Source organism: Verrucomicrobia bacterium S94, assembly GCA_004299845.1.
Lineage (GTDB): Bacteria > Verrucomicrobiota > Kiritimatiellia > Kiritimatiellales > Pontiellaceae > Pontiella.
The window spans coordinates 467366-487309 of sequence record CP036201.1 but is presented as its reverse complement, the minus strand read 5'-3'; the positions used below and the strand labels follow the sequence as shown (position 1 = coordinate 487309).

The following is a 19944-nucleotide window of genomic DNA, read 5'->3' as shown; positions in this document are numbered from 1 at the left end:
CTTTATTTTTGCCCCGGCCGCCCCGCTCCACTATGGTCTCGCGCGCTATGTATAAAAAGAAACAGATGGTGGAGGTCGAAATTATCGACCTGGGCGACAAGAATCAGAGCTTCGGGCGGCTGGATGACGGCATGTCCATATTTGTGCAGGGCCCCGCCGCCGTCGGAGATACGGTGAAAGCCGAGATTTTTAAAATCAAAAAAAAATATCTCGTGGCCCGCATGCGCGAACTGGTGAAGCCCTCCCCCCACCGCACCGACCCGGTCTGCCCCTACTTCGGCCTTTGCGGCGGCTGCAAATGGCAGCACATGGATTACACCGAACAGCTCCGGCTCAAACGCAAACAGGTGCAGGATGCCCTCAACCACCTCGGCGGCTTCAAAACGATCGAATGCGCCGACTGTCTGCCTGCTCCCGAACTGTTCGGCTACCGTAACAAAATGGACTTTTCGTTCACCGACCTGCGTTATCTCACGCCCGATGAAATGGGTACAGAACCCGGCAAACATGAAAAACCGCTCGATTTTGCACTCGGCTTCCACGCCCCCGGCTGTTTCTCGAAAGCCATCGATATCGACCACTGCGACCTTTCCACCCCGGAAATGAACCTGACGCTCAACACCGTCCGCGCATTCTGTCTCGAACATAAAGAAGAGCTACCGATCTATTCCACCCACACCCATACCGGCGAACTGCGCAACCTCGTCGTCCGTCACGGCGGACACACCGGCGAATTCATGGTCAATCTCGTCACCTCATCGCACAACCCGCAACTGATGAAGAAACTGACCGGCCGACTGCTGAACGCACTCGGCGAGCGGCTGACCACCTTCGTCAACAACACCACCTCCGCCAAAAACACCGTTGCCTTCGGCGAAAAGGAATACATCCTCCACGGCCCCGGTTATATTCAGGATACGCTCGGCGATTACACCTACCGAATCTCAGCCAACTCCTTCTTCCAGACCAACACCGTCCAGGCCGAAAAACTGTACAATCTGATTCTCGAACAGGCACAACTGAAACCAAAGGACATTGTATACGATCTGTTCTGCGGAACCGGTTCCATCACCCTCTTCGCCTCCAGCCATTGTCAAAAAGTGCTCGGCGTTGAGCTGGTTGAAAGTTCCGTAAACGATGCCCGCGAAAACGTCGGACGCCACGGCGTCGAAAACTGCCAATTCATCCAGCTCGACATGAAGGATTTCAAAACCATCAGGCCCGAACTCGAGGCCTTCGGCTCCCCCGATGTGGTCATCACCGACCCTCCGCGCGCCGGCATGAACCCCAAAGCGGTAAATATGCTGCTGGAAATCGCGCCGCCGGTCATTATCTACGTCAGCTGCAACCCGGCTTCGCTTGCCCGCGATGGAAAAATGCTCTGTGAAGAAGGCCGATACCGGCTCGCCTCCTGCCAGCCCATCGACATGTTCCCCCAGACCAACCACGTCGAATCCGTCGCCCGCTTTGAACGGATTTAATTCCAGAACGATTTTTCCGGATACGGCGCGACGATTCTGATCCACTCTTTTTTGGTCGGATGCAGCACGTGCAGCTCCCGGCTGTGCAGAGCGATGGTTCCGTCGGGCGACTTTGTTTTTGAACCGTATTTTGCATCGCCGACAATCGGGCAGCCGATGGCCGCCAGCTGCGCACGGATCTGATGGTAGCGGCCGGTTTCAAGATCAACCTCCAGCCTCTGAAAGCTACCGCCCTCGGGAAGTTCCCGGTAACAGAGCACGGCACGCTGCGCGCCTTTATCACCCTCCCGACAAACGCGGGCCTTATGATTTTCGTGACTCAACCAGTGGATCAGTTTATCCGCCGGTTTCCCCGGCGCCCCTTCCACCAGTACATGATAAACCTTTTTCACATTGCGTTTACGGACATCTTCGTTGAGCCGGCCGAGCGCCTTACTCGTGCGGGCAAACAGCACAACGCCGCTCACTACTTTATCGATCCGGTGTACCGCATTCAGAAAAACTGCGCCGGGTTTGTTTTTATCCACCCGCACCCATTCCCGAGACCAGTCTTCGAGATTTCGCAGCCCCGTTCCGCTGTCCTGCGTTAACAGCCCCGCCGGCTTGTTCACGGCCAGCAGGTGGTTATCTGCAAACAGAATCAGATCATCCAGTTCAGCGGCACTATATTGAATCTCATTCATTAATCCAGCGGGCCCAGTTTCCGTTCGGCAGCTCATTCACTTCCGGCTTTCCGGTCAGCAGCATTTCACCATATTCAAAGATGCCGTCCTCATGAAACTGCGCCAGCAGATTGCGCAGAACAATCGGAGAAAAACCCGGGGTGTGCGATGTCAGAATCACAAATGCCGGATCATCCGAAAGCACCTGATCCACCAGGTCGAGCGTCGTCATCAGCTGGTCTTCAATCTTATACAGCTCCCCCTTTTTTCCCCGGCCGAACGACGGCGGATCCAGCAGAATTCCGTCATACCGGTTACCCCGCCTGACCTCCCGCCGCAGAAATTTAATCACATCATCCACAATCCAGCGGATCGGAGCTTCAGTCAGATGATTCAGAGCCGCATTTTCCCGCGCCCAGTCCACCATTCCCTTTGAAGCATCTAGATGACAGCACTGCGCCCCGGACTGCGCCGCCGCAAGCGTGGCCCCGCCGGAATAGGCAAAGAGATTCAGAAACTTCAGTTCGCGGCCCTTTTTCCGGATTTGCTCTTTGAGCGTCGACCGGATCCAGAGCCACAGCGTGCGGGTTTCCGGAAAAGCACCAATATGCCCGAAATCGGTGGCCGACAGTTTCATTGTGACACCGGCAATATCCACATTCCATGGTTTTGAAATACGGTTGCGCCCCTCCCAGTTCAGACCGCCGACGCGGTCGAAGCGCGCGGTTGCTTTTTCCCAGCGGTCGGGAAACTGCGGAGCCCATACCGCCTGCGCGGCCGGACGCTCAAGAATGACATTACCATAACGCTCCAGCTTTTTTCCGTTTCCGCTGTCGAGCAACTCATATTCATCGTTCATAACTAAATTTTCCTTACCCGATCTCTAAAGGGGTTACGTGCAGATTGGGATGGTGCTTTCATGCCGGCATACGCCACATTGATCAGGATGCCGATCATCACCCCGGAGATGGCTAAACTCGACCCTCCGTAACTGATAAACGGCAGCGCCAGCCCTTTTGTCGGTACGCTTCCGGTCACCACCGCAAAATTGATGAGTGCCTGAATGGTGATCATCAATGTGATTCCGTAGGCCAGCAGCCGCCCGAAATCATCCTTGGCATTGAAGGCAATACGCAGACCGAAAATAAAGAGCAGCAGATACATGGAAACAACGATCAGCGATGCAATCAGACCGAGTTCCTCTCCAATGATCGGAAAAATAAAGTCAGTGTGCGCTTCAGGAAGATAGTGATATTTCTGCATGCTGTTTCCGAAACCGACACCGCTCACCTCTCCCCCGGCAAAAGCCCGCAGGGAATTGATCAGCTGCCACGCCTTGTCCTGTTCATATTTCTGCGGATCCAGAAACGCGAGAATCCGGCTCATACGTTCCGGATTCATAAAAATCAGAATGACCACGCCCAGCAACCCGGCAACCCCGCTGATCAGCAACGGCGCAATACTTACCCCACCGAGAAACATCATGCTGACCGCAACCGATGAAACCAGCATGGTGGTACCGAAGTCCGGTTCCACCACCAACAGCACAGCAAAGATTCCAAGCATGGCAAACGGAATCAGAATACCGCGTTTCAATTCATCGATCCGCCGCTGATTCCGGGCCAGCCACCAGGCAAAAAGTATAATCATTCCCACCTTGGCGATTTCTGATGGCTGAACGGAAACGGGACCGAGCTTGATCCAGCGCCAGCTTCCGTTGATGTTGTTTCCAATGCCCGGAATACGGACCAGGATCAGCAGAAACACCGAAAATACGGCCAGAGGAAGGGCGAGTTTTTTGTAGTTACTGTAATCGAAACGCGCAGCCACTGCAGCCGCACAAAAAGCAACCGCCAGCCACATGAGCTGACGGCGCACAAAATAAGTGGCATCGTCATACTTCGCCGAACTTGCGCTCGCAAGAATCAGAATGCCGATAGTGACAAGAATCAATACAATGGCGATAAACAGCGAAATCGTTCTGCGCATTGATTCCCGCCAAACAGTTTTTAGTCGGCAACCGGAATACGGATAGTCTGACCTTCACGAACCTGGGATTCGTCGGTAATACCGTTCAGACGCATGATCTCGGCCTTAGAAACACCATACTGACGTGCCTTATCGTCGAGGGTTTCGCCCGGATACATGACTTCATCAACCACAATGTTATCTACTTCAACAACCGGGGCCGGGGCCGGATCTTCAAGCGCGGCCAGCGGCTGCGGTTCCGGTTCCGCCGTCATTGCAGGTTCAGGCTCCGGCTCAGGCTTGGAGGTTTTGGTGGAGGCGGTGGAGGTTTTAGACGCCGCCCTCTTAGTGCTGCTTGGAACTTTTCCATAGGACGGAATGTTCAGCTCTTCGCCAGCCATGATCATGTCCCCCTTCAGATCGTTAACGGCCCGCAGGTCATTAATGGTGACACCGGCTGCCAGTGCGATTTCTGAAAGAGTATCCCCCTTCTGGATAATGTATACTCCGCCGGATTTTACGGTTCCGGTCGGTTTGGAGGTTGTACCTTTGCTGCCTGCCGGAACGCGCAGTTCCTGGCCCACATAAAGCACATCCGGATTGGTCAGACCGTTCATTTGCACCAATCTGGCGGTCGTGGTATCGCAGTCCACAGCAATCTGGGAGAGTACATCACCTTTCTGAACAATGTAGATTTCAGTTTCGCCATACGATGACGCACCGGTATTCGGACCGCCCTGATAATCGGAGGTGCTGACTTCGTCTATAGTAAATAGGTCAGTACTGGTGTCATCGAAGGTGTCATACGGCTCCAGAGCAACCGCTGTTCCTTCAGCCGCTGTCTTACCTTTATGGTTATGCCAGAACGGGCCCTTGGTTTTTGCCCCCGGGCCACGCACACTGCCCTGCGATTCAGTGGTTACACAGCCCTGCGTCAGCGCCAATGCGCTCAATACGGCTACGGCCATAAAAAATGAAGATCCGATTTTCATGTTAAACTCCTGTTCCGGCGTTCCAGACGCCCGCTGTTTACCTTCCTAAACGAAGCACCAATCAAGCATGTTTTACACCATTAAACAGCTTTTCGAAACATTCACCACGTTCCTCAAACCCGTCGAACTGGTCAAAGCTTGCACAACCGGGTGAAAGAAGCACGGTGTCACCGGCTGCAGCCGCCTGCGCGGCACTGCGGAAAGCCCCTTCAAGTGTACCGCACTCCACGCACGGACAAACCGTATTCCAAGCCTCAAACATCGCTCGAGATGCTTGTCCGATAACGTATATCGTCCTTACCCGTTCCGCCAGTATTTCTTTAACAAAAGTGTAGTCGGTCTCCTTCGGCAAACCACCCGCTATCAAATGGATATCACGGCCGATCGCGCCAACCGCCGCCGCCATAGCCGCCAGATTGGTCGCCTTGGAGTCATTTACATAAACCACCCCGTTCACCTCACCCAGTCGTTGAAGCCGATGGCGCAAGGGTTTAAAAATCTTCGCTGTCCGCTCAAGCGCTCCTGCATCCAGACCGCCCGCTTCAAAAACCGCCGTTACCGCGGCACCCGTGCAACCACCGATGACCGGCGTATCAAACAGGGTCTCCCGCAGATCAAGCACGCTTTTCTGCCCCTTGAAAATACGCCCCGCGCAAAAACGGAACAACCCGCCTTCACCGAACGTCACCCAGTTTCGCTCCACCGGAACAGCATTCATAAAACATTTTTTCAGCTGCTCCGGAACAACACAGATACCACCGGCTCTGGATGTACCGAAAATACGGGCCTTGGTTTCCAGATACCGCTCCATCGTACCGTGCCGGTTCAGGTGGTTCGGCAGCACATTCAGCACAACGGCAATATCAGCATCGAATTCCTGCACGGTTTCCAGCTGGAACGAACTGACCTCCAGCACCAGCCAGTCCAGATCCGGATGCTCCGCGACCACTTCGCTCGCCGGAATACCGTAGTTACCGCCGATCTCCGCTTTTAGACCGGATGCAACCAGACTTTCACAGATCCACTTCACCGCCGTGCTTTTTCCATTCGATCCCGTTACCGCAATCGTCCTCCCCCTATACCGCGACCATCCCAGCTCCAGCTCCGAAAGCAGCGGAATCCCCGCATGCCGCACTGCAATCATCCAGGGATGTTCCAACGCAAAACCGGGACTGACAATACAGACTTCAAAATCCGACTTTTCCAGATGCCGGAAAAATGCCGCGTCATCCATCCGGTCATCCGAAGCCACCGTCGTCACGCATCCCTCCGACTGCAACAACGCCTCCGCCGCCCGGCCCGACCGTCCGTATCCAAGAATCAATGCTGTCTGATACGCTTGCATTATCTAATCTTCAGGGTTGCAACGCCGATAAGTGCAAAGATGATGGAGAGAATCCAGAAACGGGTGACAATGACTGTTTCGACCAGTTCCGGTGGACGGTTCTGATCCATCGCCCGCTCTTTTTCAACAAATTCAAAATGATGGTGCAACGGAGCACATTTGAAAACCCGCTGCCCTTCACCGTATTTTTTCCGGGTATATTTAAACCAGCCGCTCTGAATAACCACACTGGCGGCTTCCAGCACAAATACACCGCCGACAATGACCAGCAGCAGTTCCTGCTTAATCAGAATCGCCAGCATGGCAATGGCCCCGCCGAGTGCAAGCGATCCCGTATCGCCCATAAAAATTTTAGCCGGATGACAGTTATACCACAGAAACCCAAGCCCCGAACCCAGCAGTGCCCCGCAGAACACCGTCAGCTCTCCGCTGCCTTTCACAAAAGGTACCTGCAGATATTCGGCAAAATTATAATGCCCCGCCATGTAGGTCAGAATCAGATACGCCACAGCCACGGAATTTGAACACCCGATAGCCAGGCCATCGAGTCCGTCCGTCAGATTCACAGCATTCGATGCGCCGACAAGCACAAAGAACATGAAAAGAAAGGCCGGAACCATTGACAACTGGATAACAGGATTTTTGAAAAAAGGAATCATCAGATCCGTCACACGCTCCCGCGTTTCAGGCACCAGCCAGAGCACCGCGAAAACAAGAACCGTCCAGAGCAGCTGAGCGCCGAATTTCATTTTTACACTAAGCCCGTTGCGGCGTTTGATTTTCAACAGGTCATCGGCAAAGCCGATCATCCCCATCAGCACAAACGTTCCGAGTGTAATCAGCACATACGTATTCGCGGGAATCGCCCAAAGCAGGGTCGCCGCCGTTGTGGAAAGAATGATCAGCAGCCCGCCCATCGTAGGCGTGCCCACCTTTTTGCTCTTATCCAGCGCCCCCACCCGTTCATCCTCAACCAGATCGCCGAAGTTGACGATCTTCAGCCGCCGGATCAGCGCCGGAGCCAGAAGCAGTGAAAGTATAAATGCTGTCGAAGCCGCACCGAGTGTGCGAAAGGTGATGTATTGAAAAAGGCGGAGCTCAGAAAGCGCCCCTTCGAGCAGCGAAAGATAGTACAGCATTACAGTTTTCCTTCAGTTCAAAAATTTCATTCAAATAAAACAAGGCCGGAGAGCAGACGCCTTTCGGAACACTCCTTATGCGCTCAGCCTTCCGGACCGGATAGTTCAGCAAAAAAACCAATCACCTTTTCAAGCTCTTCCCCCCGCGAAGCCTTCAGCAGCACATGCGCTCCGGCAGAGAGCTGTTCTTTTAATACCGCGGCGGCTTCAGCTTTTTCCTGCGTATGGAAAAAAAACGGCACACGGGTGCACTGAATCTGCGCGCCCAGCGTTCCGACCGTGATCACACCGTCAAGACCAAGCCCGTCAATAAAGCGGCCCAATTCAGCATGTTCCTCCTCAGACACCGCCCCCAGTTCGCGCATTCCGCCAATCACCGCCCAGCGCCGGCCGACCCCCGGAATCCGGGCAAAGGTTTCCAGACTGGCCCGCATCGAGAGCGGATTCGCATTATAGGCATCATTGACAAAATGAATACCGTGCACGATCAATTTTTCCCACCTCATCGGCGGAGCTTTGAAGCGGGAAAGGCCTGCATTGATCTCCTCCGGCGAAAGCTTCAGCTGAAGCCCCAGAGCAATAGCAAAGAGCGCATTCCGCATCATATATTCACCGGGTTTCGGAATCGTATAAGTATAATCGTCCACCGTCATCAAACGCTCACCGGCATACCGCCCCGTATAATCGGCCTCACCCTCAAACGAAACTGTCACAACCTCCGCCGTTGTATGCTGACGGATCATCGGAAACCATCGGGAATCGCGATCGAGAAAAAGCAGTCCGGAATCCAATATCCGCTCAGCCAGCTTCATTTTTTCATTTGCAATTTCCTGCAGCGACTGAAAGGCCTCCCGGTGCGCATTTCCGATGGTGGTGATAATGCCGTATTTCGGCCGGAGTAAATCGGTCAGCGGACCGATCTCGCCGGGATGATTCATTCCGATTTCAAAAACGCCGTACCGCGCCTGCTGCGGCATATCGAGCATGGTAAGCGGAAGTCCAATGTGGTTATTGAAGTTTCCGGCGGTCCGGTGCGTCGGACCATCCATCGACAACACATCGGCACACATTTCTTTCACGGTGGTTTTTCCAACACTCCCGGTGATCCCGACAGTGGATGAAACCCATTCTTTCCGATATCCGGCCGCCATATCCTGCAGCCCTTTGATCGTGTTGGACACCTGGAGCAGCGGGAAATGATCCAATCCCGGAAAACAGTCATCCACCAAAGCCCCGGCCGCGCCTTTTTCCTTAGCCGCCTGCACAAATTCATGCCCGTCGAAATGCGCCCCGCGAATCGCCACATAAAGCTCTCCGGGACGGATTTTCCGGGTATCGTGGCAGATGCCGGTAATACGCTGCGCCGGCATACCGTTTTTCCAGAGTCTGGAAACCCACTGCGATAATTCTCCTGGTCGGAAACTACGCATCACCCGATCAACTCCCTGACGGTTTCACGGTCATCAAACGGAATAACCGCACCCTTGATTTCCTGATAGGTTTCGTGACCTTTTCCCGCTACCAGCAGCACATCTTTACGCCCCAGCATGGCAATGCCTTTTGCAATGGCATCGCGGCGGTCAAGCACCACTTCAACCCGTTCCTGTCGCTCAAAACCCTGTAAAATATCCGCCACAATCGTTTTCGGCTCCTCGTCGCGCGGATTGTCGGAAGTCACAATACTGAAGTCCGCCAGCGTTGCGGCAACACGTCCCATTTTCTCCCGCTTACCCCGATCTCGATTTCCGCCGCACCCGAACACCACCACCAGCTTCCCTTTGCAGATTTCGCGCAGAGTACTCAGAACATTGCTCAGCGCATCATCCGTATGTGCATAATCCACGAATACATTTTTATGTTTTCGGTTCGGCACCGCCTCCAGCCGTCCCGGAACCGCAGCGATTTTCTCCAACGCCCGAACCACGGTTTTAAGATCAATCCCGCATAGACCACCGACGCACAGAGCAGCCAGCGCGTTGTGAATATTAAACCGCCCCAGCAGCTGCAGATGAATCGCCGCATCGCCCCACGGAGTGGAAACATGAAAGCGCGTGCCGTCGACCCGCACCGATGCATCCGCGACCGACGCAGTGGCTTTTTCATGAAATCCATAGGAAACAATTTCCGCTTCAATCTGCTTTTCACCGATCAGCCTGCGCCCCCAGGAATCGTCGACATTAATAACCGCCGAACCGCCCCTTTTCTTCTCCATAGTCCGGAACAGTTCCGCTTTCACGTCAAAATAGGTCTCCATGTCATGATGATAATCCAGATGGTCCTGAGTCAGATTGGTGAACACAGAAATACTGAACGTAATCCCCTCCACTCTTTTCAGCGCAAGCGCATGCGAAGACACCTCCATCACAACATACTCACACCCCGCCTCGTCCATCCGGGCAAACAAGGAATGGATGTCCGGCGCTTCCGGCGTTGTACGCAAAGCGGGAATGGACCGGCCGCCGATTTCGTACGCAACCGTTCCCAGCAATCCTGTCTTATGTCCGGCTTCGCGCAGAATCTCGCGGATCATATATGTGGTTGTGGTTTTCCCGTTGGTTCCCGTCACGCCGATCACTTTCATTTTCCGGGAAAGATCACCGTAAAAAAACGCCGAAATTTCGGCCAGCGCTTTTCGTGAATCAGCAACCTGCACATGCGCCACCCCGGAACCCAGATTCAGACAGCTCTCCGAAACCACCACCGACGCACCGGCGGCAACCGCCTGTGTGATGAACTCCGCGCCATCGACCTGATGCCCGGCAACCGCCACAAACAGATCGCCGGGCTTTACCTTGCGCGAATCGTAGACCACGCCCTCGAACGTAACCTTCGCATCGCCCGAAAATCCGACCGATTCAATTTTATCCAGCAGATTCTTCAATTTCATTCGTCGTCCGGCCCCGCCACATAAATTCGGTTTCCATCGGGTGCAATCCGAAGATATCGCACCGCGAACTCAGCAATCTCTTTAAAGGCCGGCCCGCAGACCGCACCTCCATAATATCCGGTTTTCCTTCCCGTATCCGTATACGTTCCCGGATCATCGGCCACAACCACAATGCACAGCTCCGGCGCTTCAACCGGAAGAAATCCAACAAATGAAGACGTGAAATTTTTGGCGTAGTATCCGCCCCCTCTTCCCGGGGCCGTATTTTCTGGGCGGTTCCGGTTTTACCACCCACCGTGTATCCCTCCACCCGGGCCTTGCTTCCGGTGCCGCCTTCATCCATCACCACGCTGGCCAGCAGTTTCTGCATACGCCGCGCCACCGTCGGAGAGAGCGGGCGGCCGAGCACTTTCGGTTTGTTTTCCTCAAGAACTTCTCCGCTGGAGCCTACCACCTTCCTGACAAGATAAGGCTGCATCTGCACACCGTTGTAGGCAATTGCACTCATCATCGACACAATCTGCAGGGCCGTCACGCCGATCTCATGTCCCATACCGATACGGGTAACGGATATTTTCGACCAATGTTTCGGCGAATAAAAAATTCCGGCCTCTTCACCCGGAATACCAACATTGAACCGTTCGCCGAAATGGAACTTTTTCAAACTGTCATACACCAGCTGATTCCCCATCTTCAGAGCAATTTTCGCCGTTCCGATATTACTCGAAACCTTGATGATTTCCGCAACACTGATTTCACCTTCACCATGACTGTCGCGCAGCGATTTCCCGCCATAGACCCAATAACCGTTTTCGCAATCGAATATATCGTCTTCATTCACAATGTCGTTATCCAGCGCGGCGGCAATCACCGCCGCCTTCATCGTGGAACCGGGCTCATAGTTAAAACTCACAGCCCGGTTACGCCGCCACTCCGCCGGGGCTCTGGCATAACGGTTCAGATCATAGGTCGGGAACGAGGCCATCGCCAGAATTTCACCGGTCCGCACATGCTGCACAATGGCCCAGGCCGCTTTTGCATTAAATTCCCGGCACGTTTTTTCCACTGTTTTTTCAACCACATACTGAAGCTGCTGATCGAGCGTCAGCATAACGGTGGCCCCGTCCTCGGGTTTAATATCAACGGTGCGGGTTTTATAGATTTCGCGGCGGCGCCCATCTTTTTTACTGATCCGCAGCCCCTCTTTTCCGCGCAGATAGACATCCATTTGCTGCTCAATGCCGGCAGACCCCACACCTTCCTGATTCGCGAAACCGACCACATGCGCCATCAGAGGGCCTTTCGGATAATTTCGAATCGGCGCCTCCTCCAGACCGACACCTCGCAGATAAATATTGGTCTCACTGCCACTGCCGTCTGCCGGCGGCGTGTACATCAACCCCAGACTTTTTCGCGTGAACCGCTTCAGCTTATGACCGGGAACAAATTTTTTAATGCGTACATACTCCCGGTTGGTCCGGACCAGCTTCTCCCGTATTTCTGACTCAGGAATACGGAATTCCTGCGCAAGATACCGGCAGACAGTGTCCGGATCGCCATGCGCTGCAATATATTTCGGATCGACATAAACATGATACGCCGCCAGATCCATCGCCAGAATTTCACCGTTACGGTCAACAATCCGACCCCGGCTTCCCATCGGCTTGGTTTCGTACATCCGGCCCTCTTCAATAGGTTCCAACACCCATTCGGCAGGCCGCAGGTGCAGCACGGCAAGGCGACTGGCGATGCCGGCAAACACCAGTACCACCACGCTCACCAGAACGATTACCCGTCCCCTGAACCGCACTTCCGCCATTCGATATATCCACTCCCTCTAAGCTGAAAAAACCCGCCATGCGCTAAGGCGCATCGCGGGAAATGAATTATTCAAAAATTCCGCTGTTCAGCCTGCATACCCCATGCAGGCCCTTTTTCCTGTGGCGATGCCTAACGCGCAGCAGCAAATGACTGCTCCGGTTCCGCAACCTGATTGATCAGCCACTGGTACAGGTCGAAGTCCAACTGAACCCGAACCGCCTGGCCGTTTTCGTCATACAGTACGTTTACTTTTTCAGTTTCCATTTTCCTGTTCCCTTTCCTGGTGAAAAGTTTCTTCCTCGGACAGTTACTGCACACTGTGGCGGACTCCGCCGTTCATTGCCGTCCGCGCTGCCGCATCCCAATGACCCACCTCAACCACGCGACTGAGATCCGGCATGGACATGCTGAGCCGATGCCGTTTAATCGCCCGTTCCAGATTGGCCGGTGACGTTGTGGTGGACCAGCGGTCCTGCTCGTTTACCAAACGTTTTTTCGCCCGGGCCAGCTCGGCCTCTTTGGCCTTAATCTCTTTCCCGAGCGCATCACAGCGCGAACAGAGCCACATGTAGCTCAACCCCATAACCGCAACCAGCACCAACACATTGGCAAGCAGTACCGGAAACGGCACCTGCACCTGGTTCTGCTTCATTTTCTTTTTTGCGGTCTTTCGCTTTTTCACAGCCATTTTATACTCCCACCTCCACGGCGCGCAGCTTTGCCGAACGCGACCGAGGATTAACGGCCTGCTCCTCTTCCGTTGCCATCAACGGTTTTTTCCAAATCCATTTCACCGGCGGCTCTTCATAGATTCTTTTCACTCCGCCCTGCTGCAACGACTCCTCCCGCGGCACATGCCGCGCAAAAAACTGCTTCACCATCCGGTCTTCCAGACTGTGAAACGTAAGCACCACCATGCGCCCGCCTTCCACAACCCGCTCAATCATCGTTTCAAGCACCTGTTCAATACCCGCCAGTTCATCATTCACCGCCATACGCAACGCCTGAAAAGTCTGCGTCGCCGGATGCGTTTTTTTACCTTTTCGTCCGCCCTTGGCCTTTTCAACAATCGCGGCCAGCTCCAGCGTCGTTTCAATGTCCTTTTTCGAGCGCGCCCCGACTATGGCTCGGGCAATTCGGCGCGAGGCCTTTTCTTCGCCGAAACGATAGATAATCTCGGCCAGCTCGTTTTCCGGCGCATGATTCACCAGCTCTCCGGCGGTCCGGCCCTGCGTCCGGTCCATACGCATATCGATCGGTGCATCCTGCTGAAAACTGAAACCCCGGTCCGCCACATCCAGCTGAAAAGAACTGACGCCGAGATCAAGCAGCAACCCATCGATCTTGCCCACACCGAGTCGATCGAGCTGCAGCGCCATATTTGCATAGTTATCGTGAATCAGTTCCACACGCTTCCCCTCACCGCTGAACAACCTGTTCTGCACCCGCTCAATGGCATCCGTATCCCGGTCAAATCCGATCAGCGTTCCTCCGTCGTCCAGCCTTTTCAGAATTTCGGCCGAATGCCCGCCGTTACCCAGCGTCCCGTCCACATAGATCCCCTTCGGATCCGTAATAAGTGCCTCAAGGCACTCGCTGAGCATCACGGGAATATGCACTAGACTCCTTTTCCAAACGTTGAAAACTGTTCATTATCGACCGGCTTCCGGCCGAAACACCAATGACGATGAGAACTGTAGAGACAGGAAAAAAGATGTCCGGAGTTCACCTGCTTCAGGCTGAAAATCCGCTCCCGGTCTTTTGAATTATCAATCGAACGCGAATAACTCAGGTATTTTGCCACATCCAGCATACTCATTCCTTATCTCCCGAAAACTGCCGCTCCGCGTACACATTCCCGCATTCGGCAATCCATCCTTTCCTGTTTTAATATCCACCAAAAAATACATTCTCCGCCGCAGATGACTCCTGCGGCAGTGCCAGATCAAAATTCTCAGAGCTCCACAGCTCGATACGTGTCAGTGCACCAACCAGCACCAACTGTTCTTTCACCTCTATATGGGCCAGCAGATTTTCACCGATCCGAATGCGCCCCTGCGCATCCCACGTCAGCAGTTCCGCACCGGCCGTGATCGACCGGATGGCCTGCTGATCACCGGCATCGATCGAACCGCTGTTCCGCAGTTCATTGATCCTCCGCATCATTTCCGCCGCCGTATACAGATAGAGACACTTCTCCTCCGGATGCGGAAAAGCAAACAACTGGTTTGAACCACCGGCCAGATTCCGCCAGGCCGACGGAAAAATCATACGCCGCTTGGCATCAAGGGAATGCGTGAACGATCCCACAAACAGTGCCGGCATATTCTGTTGCGCTTCCATGATACTTACTCCACCTTGCTCCCTTTCGTGGGATTTTATGCCACCAAGACACCCCCCCGTCAAAGGGTTTATTCATTAATTTGAACATAATTTTCCAGTCATTGGGAAAAATGCGGGTTATTCAGACGACAAAACAGACAATGGGAAACCCCTCCACTCTCCACCCTCCTGTCCGCCCGGAAGACTTCCGGGCCCTGACCGCAACCGCACGACTACCCTTCGATAACAAAATATCTATTTGAGCCCTTTTTCAGCATTGAAATTCCGATATCCGGCCGCTCAGACCACCATCAGCCTGCTGACTCGGCTGCTTTGTCATTCTTTATGGATAAAAAGCCCTCGATGAACCCAAAGGAGAAGACAGAAAAAAATATTCAAATTTCCTAGAAAAAAGCCGAATTCAACCGATATAAAAATACCCATTGCGGTATAGTTGATCATTTTTTCCAGATTTAGGTATTTTAATGCTGAAATGCGCAGAACTCTGTGATTTATATTGCCTAAACTAAGGCAATGCCTGTTAAGCTGGAGTGTAATACCCCATATTTTCAGGCAGCATGGAGAAACACAGAGTGAAGCCCACAGACACGAGCCACCCGGAGTACTTTCACAAAGTAGTAGATTGTCAATACGCGTGCCCTGCGCACACCCCTGTTCCGGAATATATCCGATTGATTGCGGCGGGGCGATATACCGATGCCTATATGATCAACTGGGAGTCGAACGTTTTCCCCGGAATTCTGGGCCGAACCTGCGACCGACCCTGCGAACCGGCCTGCCGGCGGGGACGAATTGAAGAGAAGCCGGTGGCCATCTGCCGGCTCAAGCGTGTCTGTGCCGACATGAAGGAAGACATCAGGGACCGGCTTCCGGAAATCCCTGAAACGAAAAACGGCTTTAAACTGGCCGTAATCGGCGCCGGTCCCTCTTCACTTACGGTATGCCGCGACCTCATGCCGCTCGGCTATGAAATCGATCTTTTTGAAGCCACCAGCAACGCCGGCGGGTTTATGCGCCAGCAGATTCCTTCATTCCGGCTCCCGGAAGAAGTGATCGAAGAAGAAACCGGCTACATTCTCAACATGGGAGTAAACGCCCACTTCAACACCCGCATTGAAAGCATGAAAGCGCTGATCGACAAAGGCTACGATGCGGTCTTTGTCGGAACCGGAGCTCCGACCGGACGACAGCTCAAACTGCCGGGCTGGGAAAAGGACGGCGGCAAAAAGATTCTGGTCGGTGTACAGTGGCTGGCCCAGGTGGCTTTCGGTCACGTCACATCAGCCCCCGAAGACGTCATTGTGATCGGCGGCGGAAACACCGCCATGGACTGCTGCCGCACGGCTCTGCGTCTCGGCGCCAAAAACGTTAAGGTTGTTTTGCGCACCCCGATTTCCGCCATGGTAGCTTCGCCGTGGGAAATTGAAGATACGCAGGCCGAAGGTATTCCGATTATTGAAAACCATAACCCGCTTGAATACGTTGTGGAAGACGGCGAACTGAAAGCCATGAAGTTTGAAGTCATCGATTATTCCATCGATGAAGATGGTCGCGAAATATTCACTCCGGTCGGGCGTAAGGAGACCATCCCCTGCAGTCTGGTGCTGCTGGCGATCGGCCAGGCCAACGCATTCCCCTGGATTGAACGCGATATCGGCATTGATTTTAATGAACGCGATATGGCCATCGTGGACGACGTGACCTATCAATCAAGCAACCCTATGGTATTTTTCGGCGGAGATGCCGCCTTCGGCCCCAAGAATATCATCACAGCCGTTGCACAGGGCCATCAGGCCGCACTTTCAATTGATATGTTCCTTCACGGTAAAGACCTGAGAGACCGGCCGGATCCGAGCACAAACCTCCTGAGTCAGAAAATGGGTATTCACGACTGGAGCTACGCCAGCTCGGTCACCGAAGAGGAACGGCATGCCGTGCCCCACCTTGATCTGCAGGAAGCCATCAAAAGCCATACGATTGAAGTGGAACTCGGATTTGATCCCCAAACTGCATTCGAGGAAGCGGAACGCTGCCTCAACTGCGATGTCGAAACCGTATTTACCGCAGAAAAATGTATCGAATGCGACGGCTGTATCGACATCTGCCCGGTCGACTGCCTCACCTTTACACAGAATAAAGAAGAGGCGGAACTCCGTCGCAGTCTGACCGTTCCGGCACTGAATCTCGGACAGCCGATTTTTGTTTCGGAAACCCTGAAGACCGGCCGTGTGATGGTGAAAGACGAGGATGTATGCCTGCATTGCGGGCTGTGCGCGGAACGCTGCCCCACCTCAGCCTGGGATATGCAGAAATTCCTCTATATGGCCCCCAAGTCCTACGACCGGAAAAACGAAGAAGCGAAATGATTTCCAACCCCTGGAAGTGAGCCACAGCAATGAAACGCGACATCATCATCAATAAATTTGTCATTAAATTTGCCAACGTCAACGGTACCGGCTCGGCCAGCGCAAACAAGCTGTTCAGTCGCGCCGTTTTCCGTATGGGTATTCCGATCAGTCCTAAAAACATTTTTCCCTCGAATATTCAGGGCCTGCCCACGTGGTACGAAGTGCGCATCAACGAAAACGGTTTTCTCGGCCGCCGTGGCGGCATCGACATTATGGTCGGCATGAACCCGCAAAGCATGGAGCGTGATATTAACGAAGTGGAAAAAGGCGGCTACTTTGTTTATGACTCCACCAAACAGCTGCCGCCATCGCTGCGTCGCGATGATATCGACTTTATCGGTATTCCTCTGACCGAAAAATGCCGGGAACTGTATGACGATCCCCGCCACCGCCAGCTCTTCCGCAACATCATGTATGTCGGCGCACTCGCCGCTCTGTTCGATATGGAACTTGATGTTTTTAAACAGTTGATCAGCGATCAGTTTAAAGGGAAAGAGAAGCTGATCGAACCCAACGTCAACGCAGTCACCACCGGCTATAATATGGCCAGAGAAATGCATGACTGCCCCATTGCCTACCGGATTGAACGTCGCGATAACGTGGGCAGCAAAATCCTGATTGACGGCAACGAAGCCTGCGGCCTCGGCGCGGTTTACGGCGGTGCCACCATGGCGGGCTGGTATCCCATCACCCCCTCCACCTCCATCATCGACAACTTTGCACGCTACTGCCGCAAATTCCGTATAGACCCGGAAACCGGCCGCAAAAACTACGCAATTATTCAGGCTGAAGACGAACTGGCGGCAATCGGCATGGTAATCGGCGCCTCCTGGAACGGATCGCGCGCTTTCACCGCCACCAGCGGCCCCGGGCTTTCGCTCATGAACGAATTTCTGGGATTGGCTTATTTTGCCGAAATTCCCTCGGTATTGATCGATGTCCAACGCGCGGGCCCCTCCACCGGAATGCCGACGCGCACGCAGCAGTCGGACGTACTGGCCGCGGCCTATGCCTCGCACGGCGACACGAAACACATCTGTCTCTACCCGTCAACCCCCAAAGAATGCTTTGAATATACCGCCAAAGCGTTTGATCTGGCGGAACGGTTCCAGACCCCGGTCATTCTCCTTTCCGACCTTGACCTCGGAATGAATGACAACATGTCCGATCCGTTCGAATGGGACGATGCCCGGAAATATGACCGGGGCAAAGTCTACACCAGAGAGGATCTGGAGAAGATGACCGAGCGTTTCGGACGTTATCTGGATGTGGATGGCGACGGCATACCCTACCGCACTTATCCGGGAACCCATCCGACCAAAGGATCTTTTTTCACGCGCGGCACCTCAAAAGACGAATATGCAATTTATACTGAAATCGGCGAAAAATACGTTGAAAACATGGAGCGCCTCCAGAAAAAATGGAAAACCGCCAGCAAATACGTCCCGAAACCGATCATCCGCAAAACCAACAAACCGTGCACAGTCGGTGTAATCCACTATGGCACCTCTGAAGCTGCAACGCTGGAAGCCCTGCACCACCTGAACAGCCTGCATGGTATTTCTCTCGACAGCATGGGTATACAGGCGTTTCCGTTTTCCGATGAAGTCGGACAGTTTATTGAAGAGCATGAATATGTCTTCGTGGTCGAACAGAACCGCGATGCCCAGATGCGTACCCTGCTGATCAATGAATATGATTTTGATCCGGAACGCCTCGTTCCGCTGCTGCACTACGACGGCAGCCCCATTACCGCCCGCTTCATCCGTCATGAAATCCGCGACTGGATTCTGCAGACCACCACTTCACCGCGCCGCCGCAGTCGTTTTTACTAGGAGCTGATCATGAGCTATAAAATTCCGGCATTCCGCCATCCGAACCTGCCCAAAAACGACCTGGGCTATACTACTAAAGATTATGAAGGCGCCGTTTCCACACTGTGCGCCGGCTGTGGTCACGATTCGATCAGCAATGCCATTATCGAGGCCTGCTTTGAAATGTCGATCCCTCCCCATCGTGTGGCCAAACTCTCCGGCATCGGCTGTTCATCGAAAACACCGACCTACTTTCTCGGCAATTCGCATGGATTCAACTCGGTTCACGGCCGAATGCCCTCCGTGGCTACCGGGGCCAATATGGCCAACCGCGAGCTGATCTACATCGGCGTCTCCGGAGACGGCGACACCGCTTCGATCGGCATGGGCCAGTTTGTTCACGCCGTACGCCGCAACGTCAATATGGTGTACATCTGCGAAAACAACGGCGTCTACGGACTCACCAAAGGGCAGGATTCCGCCACCACGGATATCGGATCAAGATCCAAAAAAGGCGAGCCCAATGCTCTTGAACCAATTGACCTCTGCGCTATTGCGCTGCAGCTCGGAGCCACCTTTGTGGCTAACAGCTTCTCCGGGGACAAAGAACAGCTGATCCCGATTATCCAGGCGGCAATTGCCCATAAAGGATTCGCTTTCATTAATGTAATCTCACCGTGTGTCACATTCAACAATGTGCCGGGTTCCACCAAAGCCTACGATTACATCCGCCAGCATATGGCCTCCACCAACACCGTGGACTATGTGCCCCATGCGGAGGAAATCACTGCTGAATATGACGAAGGCACCGACGAGCATGTCACTATGCATGACGGCTCCATGATCAACCTGCACAAAATGGACTCCAAACACGATGTGCACAGCCGTACTTCCGCCCTGACGATGATGCAGGAATATAAGGCGCAGGACAAAGTGCTCACCGGCATTCTCTTCATGGATGAAGGCTCACAGGAGATTCACGAAACCATGAACACAACGACGACTCCGCTGCGTGATCTTGATGAAGAAAAGCTCTGCCCCGGTGCGGCAGAGCTTGCAAAGATCAACGAGCTTCACCGCTGAG

At 53.7% G+C, this 19944-nt stretch carries 17 protein-coding genes; 4 read left to right on the top strand and 13 right to left on the bottom strand.

Annotated features, from left to right (window positions below):
- Positions 1-47 precede the first annotated feature (47 nt).
- Positions 48-1481 carry a 23S rRNA (uracil(1939)-C(5))-methyltransferase RlmD gene (gene rlmD, locus EGM51_02145; GenBank protein ID QBG46262.1) on the top strand — a complete coding sequence of 478 codons (1434 nt, stop codon included), beginning with the start codon at positions 48-50 and terminating at the stop codon, positions 1479-1481.
- On the opposite strand, the gene EGM51_02140 is transcribed toward rlmD, so the two are convergent.
- The 13 genes from EGM51_02140 to EGM51_02080 form a co-directional block, all read right to left on the bottom strand.
- Entirely contained in the window at positions 1478-2164 is a 687-nt protein-coding gene (locus EGM51_02140) for an RluA family pseudouridine synthase (GenBank protein ID QBG46261.1), read from the bottom strand. The genes rlmD and EGM51_02140 overlap by 4 nt on opposite strands.
- Complete coding sequence (locus tag EGM51_02135; protein ID QBG46260.1) at positions 2157-3002, bottom strand: hypothetical protein; 846 nt, start codon at positions 3000-3002, stop codon at positions 2157-2159. The genes EGM51_02140 and EGM51_02135 overlap by 8 nt, the downstream gene beginning before the upstream one ends.
- Positions 3003-3004: 2 nt before the next feature.
- On the bottom strand, positions 3005-4132 hold the full coding sequence (gene ftsW / locus EGM51_02130; GenBank protein QBG46259.1) for a putative lipid II flippase FtsW: 1128 nt from the start codon (positions 4130-4132) through the stop codon (positions 3005-3007).
- Between the two features lie 20 nt (positions 4133-4152).
- Positions 4153-5103, bottom strand: a complete 951-nt coding sequence (locus EGM51_02125) for a LysM peptidoglycan-binding domain-containing protein (protein QBG46258.1) — start codon at positions 5101-5103, stop codon at positions 4153-4155.
- A gap of 61 nt (positions 5104-5164) precedes the next feature.
- A complete protein-coding gene (murD, locus tag EGM51_02120) occupies positions 5165-6448 on the bottom strand; it encodes a UDP-N-acetylmuramoyl-L-alanine--D-glutamate ligase (protein ID QBG46257.1) in 1284 nt (427 codons plus the stop codon).
- On the bottom strand, positions 6448-7587 hold the full coding sequence (locus EGM51_02115) for a phospho-N-acetylmuramoyl-pentapeptide-transferase (GenBank protein ID QBG46256.1): 1140 nt from the start codon (positions 7585-7587) through the stop codon (positions 6448-6450). The genes murD and EGM51_02115 overlap by 1 nt, the downstream gene beginning before the upstream one ends.
- An 83-nt stretch (positions 7588-7670) precedes the next feature.
- Complete coding sequence (locus EGM51_02110; protein QBG46255.1) at positions 7671-9017, bottom strand: UDP-N-acetylmuramoyl-tripeptide--D-alanyl-D-alanine ligase; 1347 nt, start codon at positions 9015-9017, stop codon at positions 7671-7673.
- Complete coding sequence (locus EGM51_02105; protein ID QBG46254.1) at positions 9017-10474, bottom strand: UDP-N-acetylmuramoyl-L-alanyl-D-glutamate--2,6-diaminopimelate ligase; 1458 nt, start codon at positions 10472-10474, stop codon at positions 9017-9019. Before EGM51_02105 ends, EGM51_02110 begins: the two co-directional genes overlap by 1 nt.
- On the bottom strand, positions 10449-12293 hold the full coding sequence (locus EGM51_02100; GenBank protein QBG46253.1) for a penicillin-binding protein 2: 1845 nt from the start codon (positions 12291-12293) through the stop codon (positions 10449-10451). The genes EGM51_02105 and EGM51_02100 overlap by 26 nt, the downstream gene beginning before the upstream one ends.
- A gap of 309 nt (positions 12294-12602) precedes the next feature.
- Entirely contained in the window at positions 12603-12983 is a 381-nt protein-coding gene (locus EGM51_02095; GenBank protein QBG46252.1) for a hypothetical protein, read from the bottom strand.
- Position 12984: 1 nt separating this feature from the next.
- Positions 12985-13899 (bottom strand): 16S rRNA (cytosine(1402)-N(4))-methyltransferase RsmH, encoded by a 915-nt coding sequence (gene rsmH / locus EGM51_02090; protein QBG49221.1) that lies wholly within the window; start codon positions 13897-13899, stop codon positions 12985-12987.
- Positions 13900-13913: 14 nt separating this feature from the next.
- Positions 13914-14114 carry a hypothetical protein gene (locus EGM51_02085; protein ID QBG46251.1) on the bottom strand — a complete coding sequence of 67 codons (201 nt, stop codon included), beginning with the start codon at positions 14112-14114 and terminating at the stop codon, positions 13914-13916.
- 68 nt (positions 14115-14182) lie between these two features.
- Entirely contained in the window at positions 14183-14638 is a 456-nt protein-coding gene (locus EGM51_02080) for a hypothetical protein (protein QBG46250.1), read from the bottom strand.
- A 572-nt stretch (positions 14639-15210) separates the two neighbouring features.
- Here EGM51_02080 and EGM51_02075 point away from each other — a divergent pair.
- Genes EGM51_02075 through EGM51_02065 form a run of 3 tightly spaced genes read left to right on the top strand, consistent with a single transcriptional unit; the run spans position 15211 to position 19943 of the window.
- Entirely contained in the window at positions 15211-17004 is a 1794-nt protein-coding gene (locus EGM51_02075; GenBank protein QBG46249.1) for a 4Fe-4S dicluster domain-containing protein, read from the top strand.
- A gap of 29 nt (positions 17005-17033) precedes the next feature.
- Positions 17034-18881 carry a 2-oxoacid:acceptor oxidoreductase subunit alpha gene (locus tag EGM51_02070; protein ID QBG46248.1) on the top strand — a complete coding sequence of 616 codons (1848 nt, stop codon included), beginning with the start codon at positions 17034-17036 and terminating at the stop codon, positions 18879-18881.
- 9 nt (positions 18882-18890) lie between these two features.
- The gene (locus EGM51_02065; GenBank protein ID QBG46247.1) at positions 18891-19943 is read left to right on the top strand and encodes a 2-oxoacid:ferredoxin oxidoreductase subunit beta; all 1053 of its coding nucleotides are present in this window, start codon (positions 18891-18893) and stop codon (positions 19941-19943) included.
- Position 19944 lies beyond the last annotated feature (1 nt).

Coding starts and splice junctions, on each gene's coding strand:
- EGM51_02105 (QBG46254.1), bottom strand. CDS start 10,474: ATGAAATTGAAGAATCTGCTGGATAAAATTGAATCGGTCGGATTTTCG.
- EGM51_02100 (QBG46253.1), bottom strand. CDS start 12,293: ATGGCGGAAGTGCGGTTCAGGGGACGGGTAATCGTTCTGGTGAGCGTG.
- EGM51_02140 (QBG46261.1), bottom strand. CDS start 2,164: ATGAATGAGATTCAATATAGTGCCGCTGAACTGGATGATCTGATTCTG.
- ftsW (QBG46259.1), bottom strand. CDS start 4,132: ATGCGCAGAACGATTTCGCTGTTTATCGCCATTGTATTGATTCTTGTC.
- EGM51_02115 (QBG46256.1), bottom strand. CDS start 7,587: ATGCTGTACTATCTTTCGCTGCTCGAAGGGGCGCTTTCTGAGCTCCGC.
- rlmD (QBG46262.1), top strand. CDS start 48: ATGTATAAAAAGAAACAGATGGTGGAGGTCGAAATTATCGACCTGGGC.
- EGM51_02110 (QBG46255.1), bottom strand. CDS start 9,017: ATGCGTAGTTTCCGACCAGGAGAATTATCGCAGTGGGTTTCCAGACTC.
- EGM51_02135 (QBG46260.1), bottom strand. CDS start 3,002: ATGAACGATGAATATGAGTTGCTCGACAGCGGAAACGGAAAAAAGCTG.
- EGM51_02095 (QBG46252.1), bottom strand. CDS start 12,983: ATGGCTGTGAAAAAGCGAAAGACCGCAAAAAAGAAAATGAAGCAGAAC.
- EGM51_02070 (QBG46248.1), top strand. CDS start 17,034: ATGAAACGCGACATCATCATCAATAAATTTGTCATTAAATTTGCCAAC.
- EGM51_02125 (QBG46258.1), bottom strand. CDS start 5,103: ATGAAAATCGGATCTTCATTTTTTATGGCCGTAGCCGTATTGAGCGCA.
- EGM51_02080 (QBG46250.1), bottom strand. CDS start 14,638: ATGGAAGCGCAACAGAATATGCCGGCACTGTTTGTGGGATCGTTCACG.
- EGM51_02085 (QBG46251.1), bottom strand. CDS start 14,114: ATGAGTATGCTGGATGTGGCAAAATACCTGAGTTATTCGCGTTCGATT.
- rsmH (QBG49221.1), bottom strand. CDS start 13,899: ATGCTCAGCGAGTGCCTTGAGGCACTTATTACGGATCCGAAGGGGATC.
- EGM51_02065 (QBG46247.1), top strand. CDS start 18,891: ATGAGCTATAAAATTCCGGCATTCCGCCATCCGAACCTGCCCAAAAAC.
- murD (QBG46257.1), bottom strand. CDS start 6,448: ATGCAAGCGTATCAGACAGCATTGATTCTTGGATACGGACGGTCGGGC.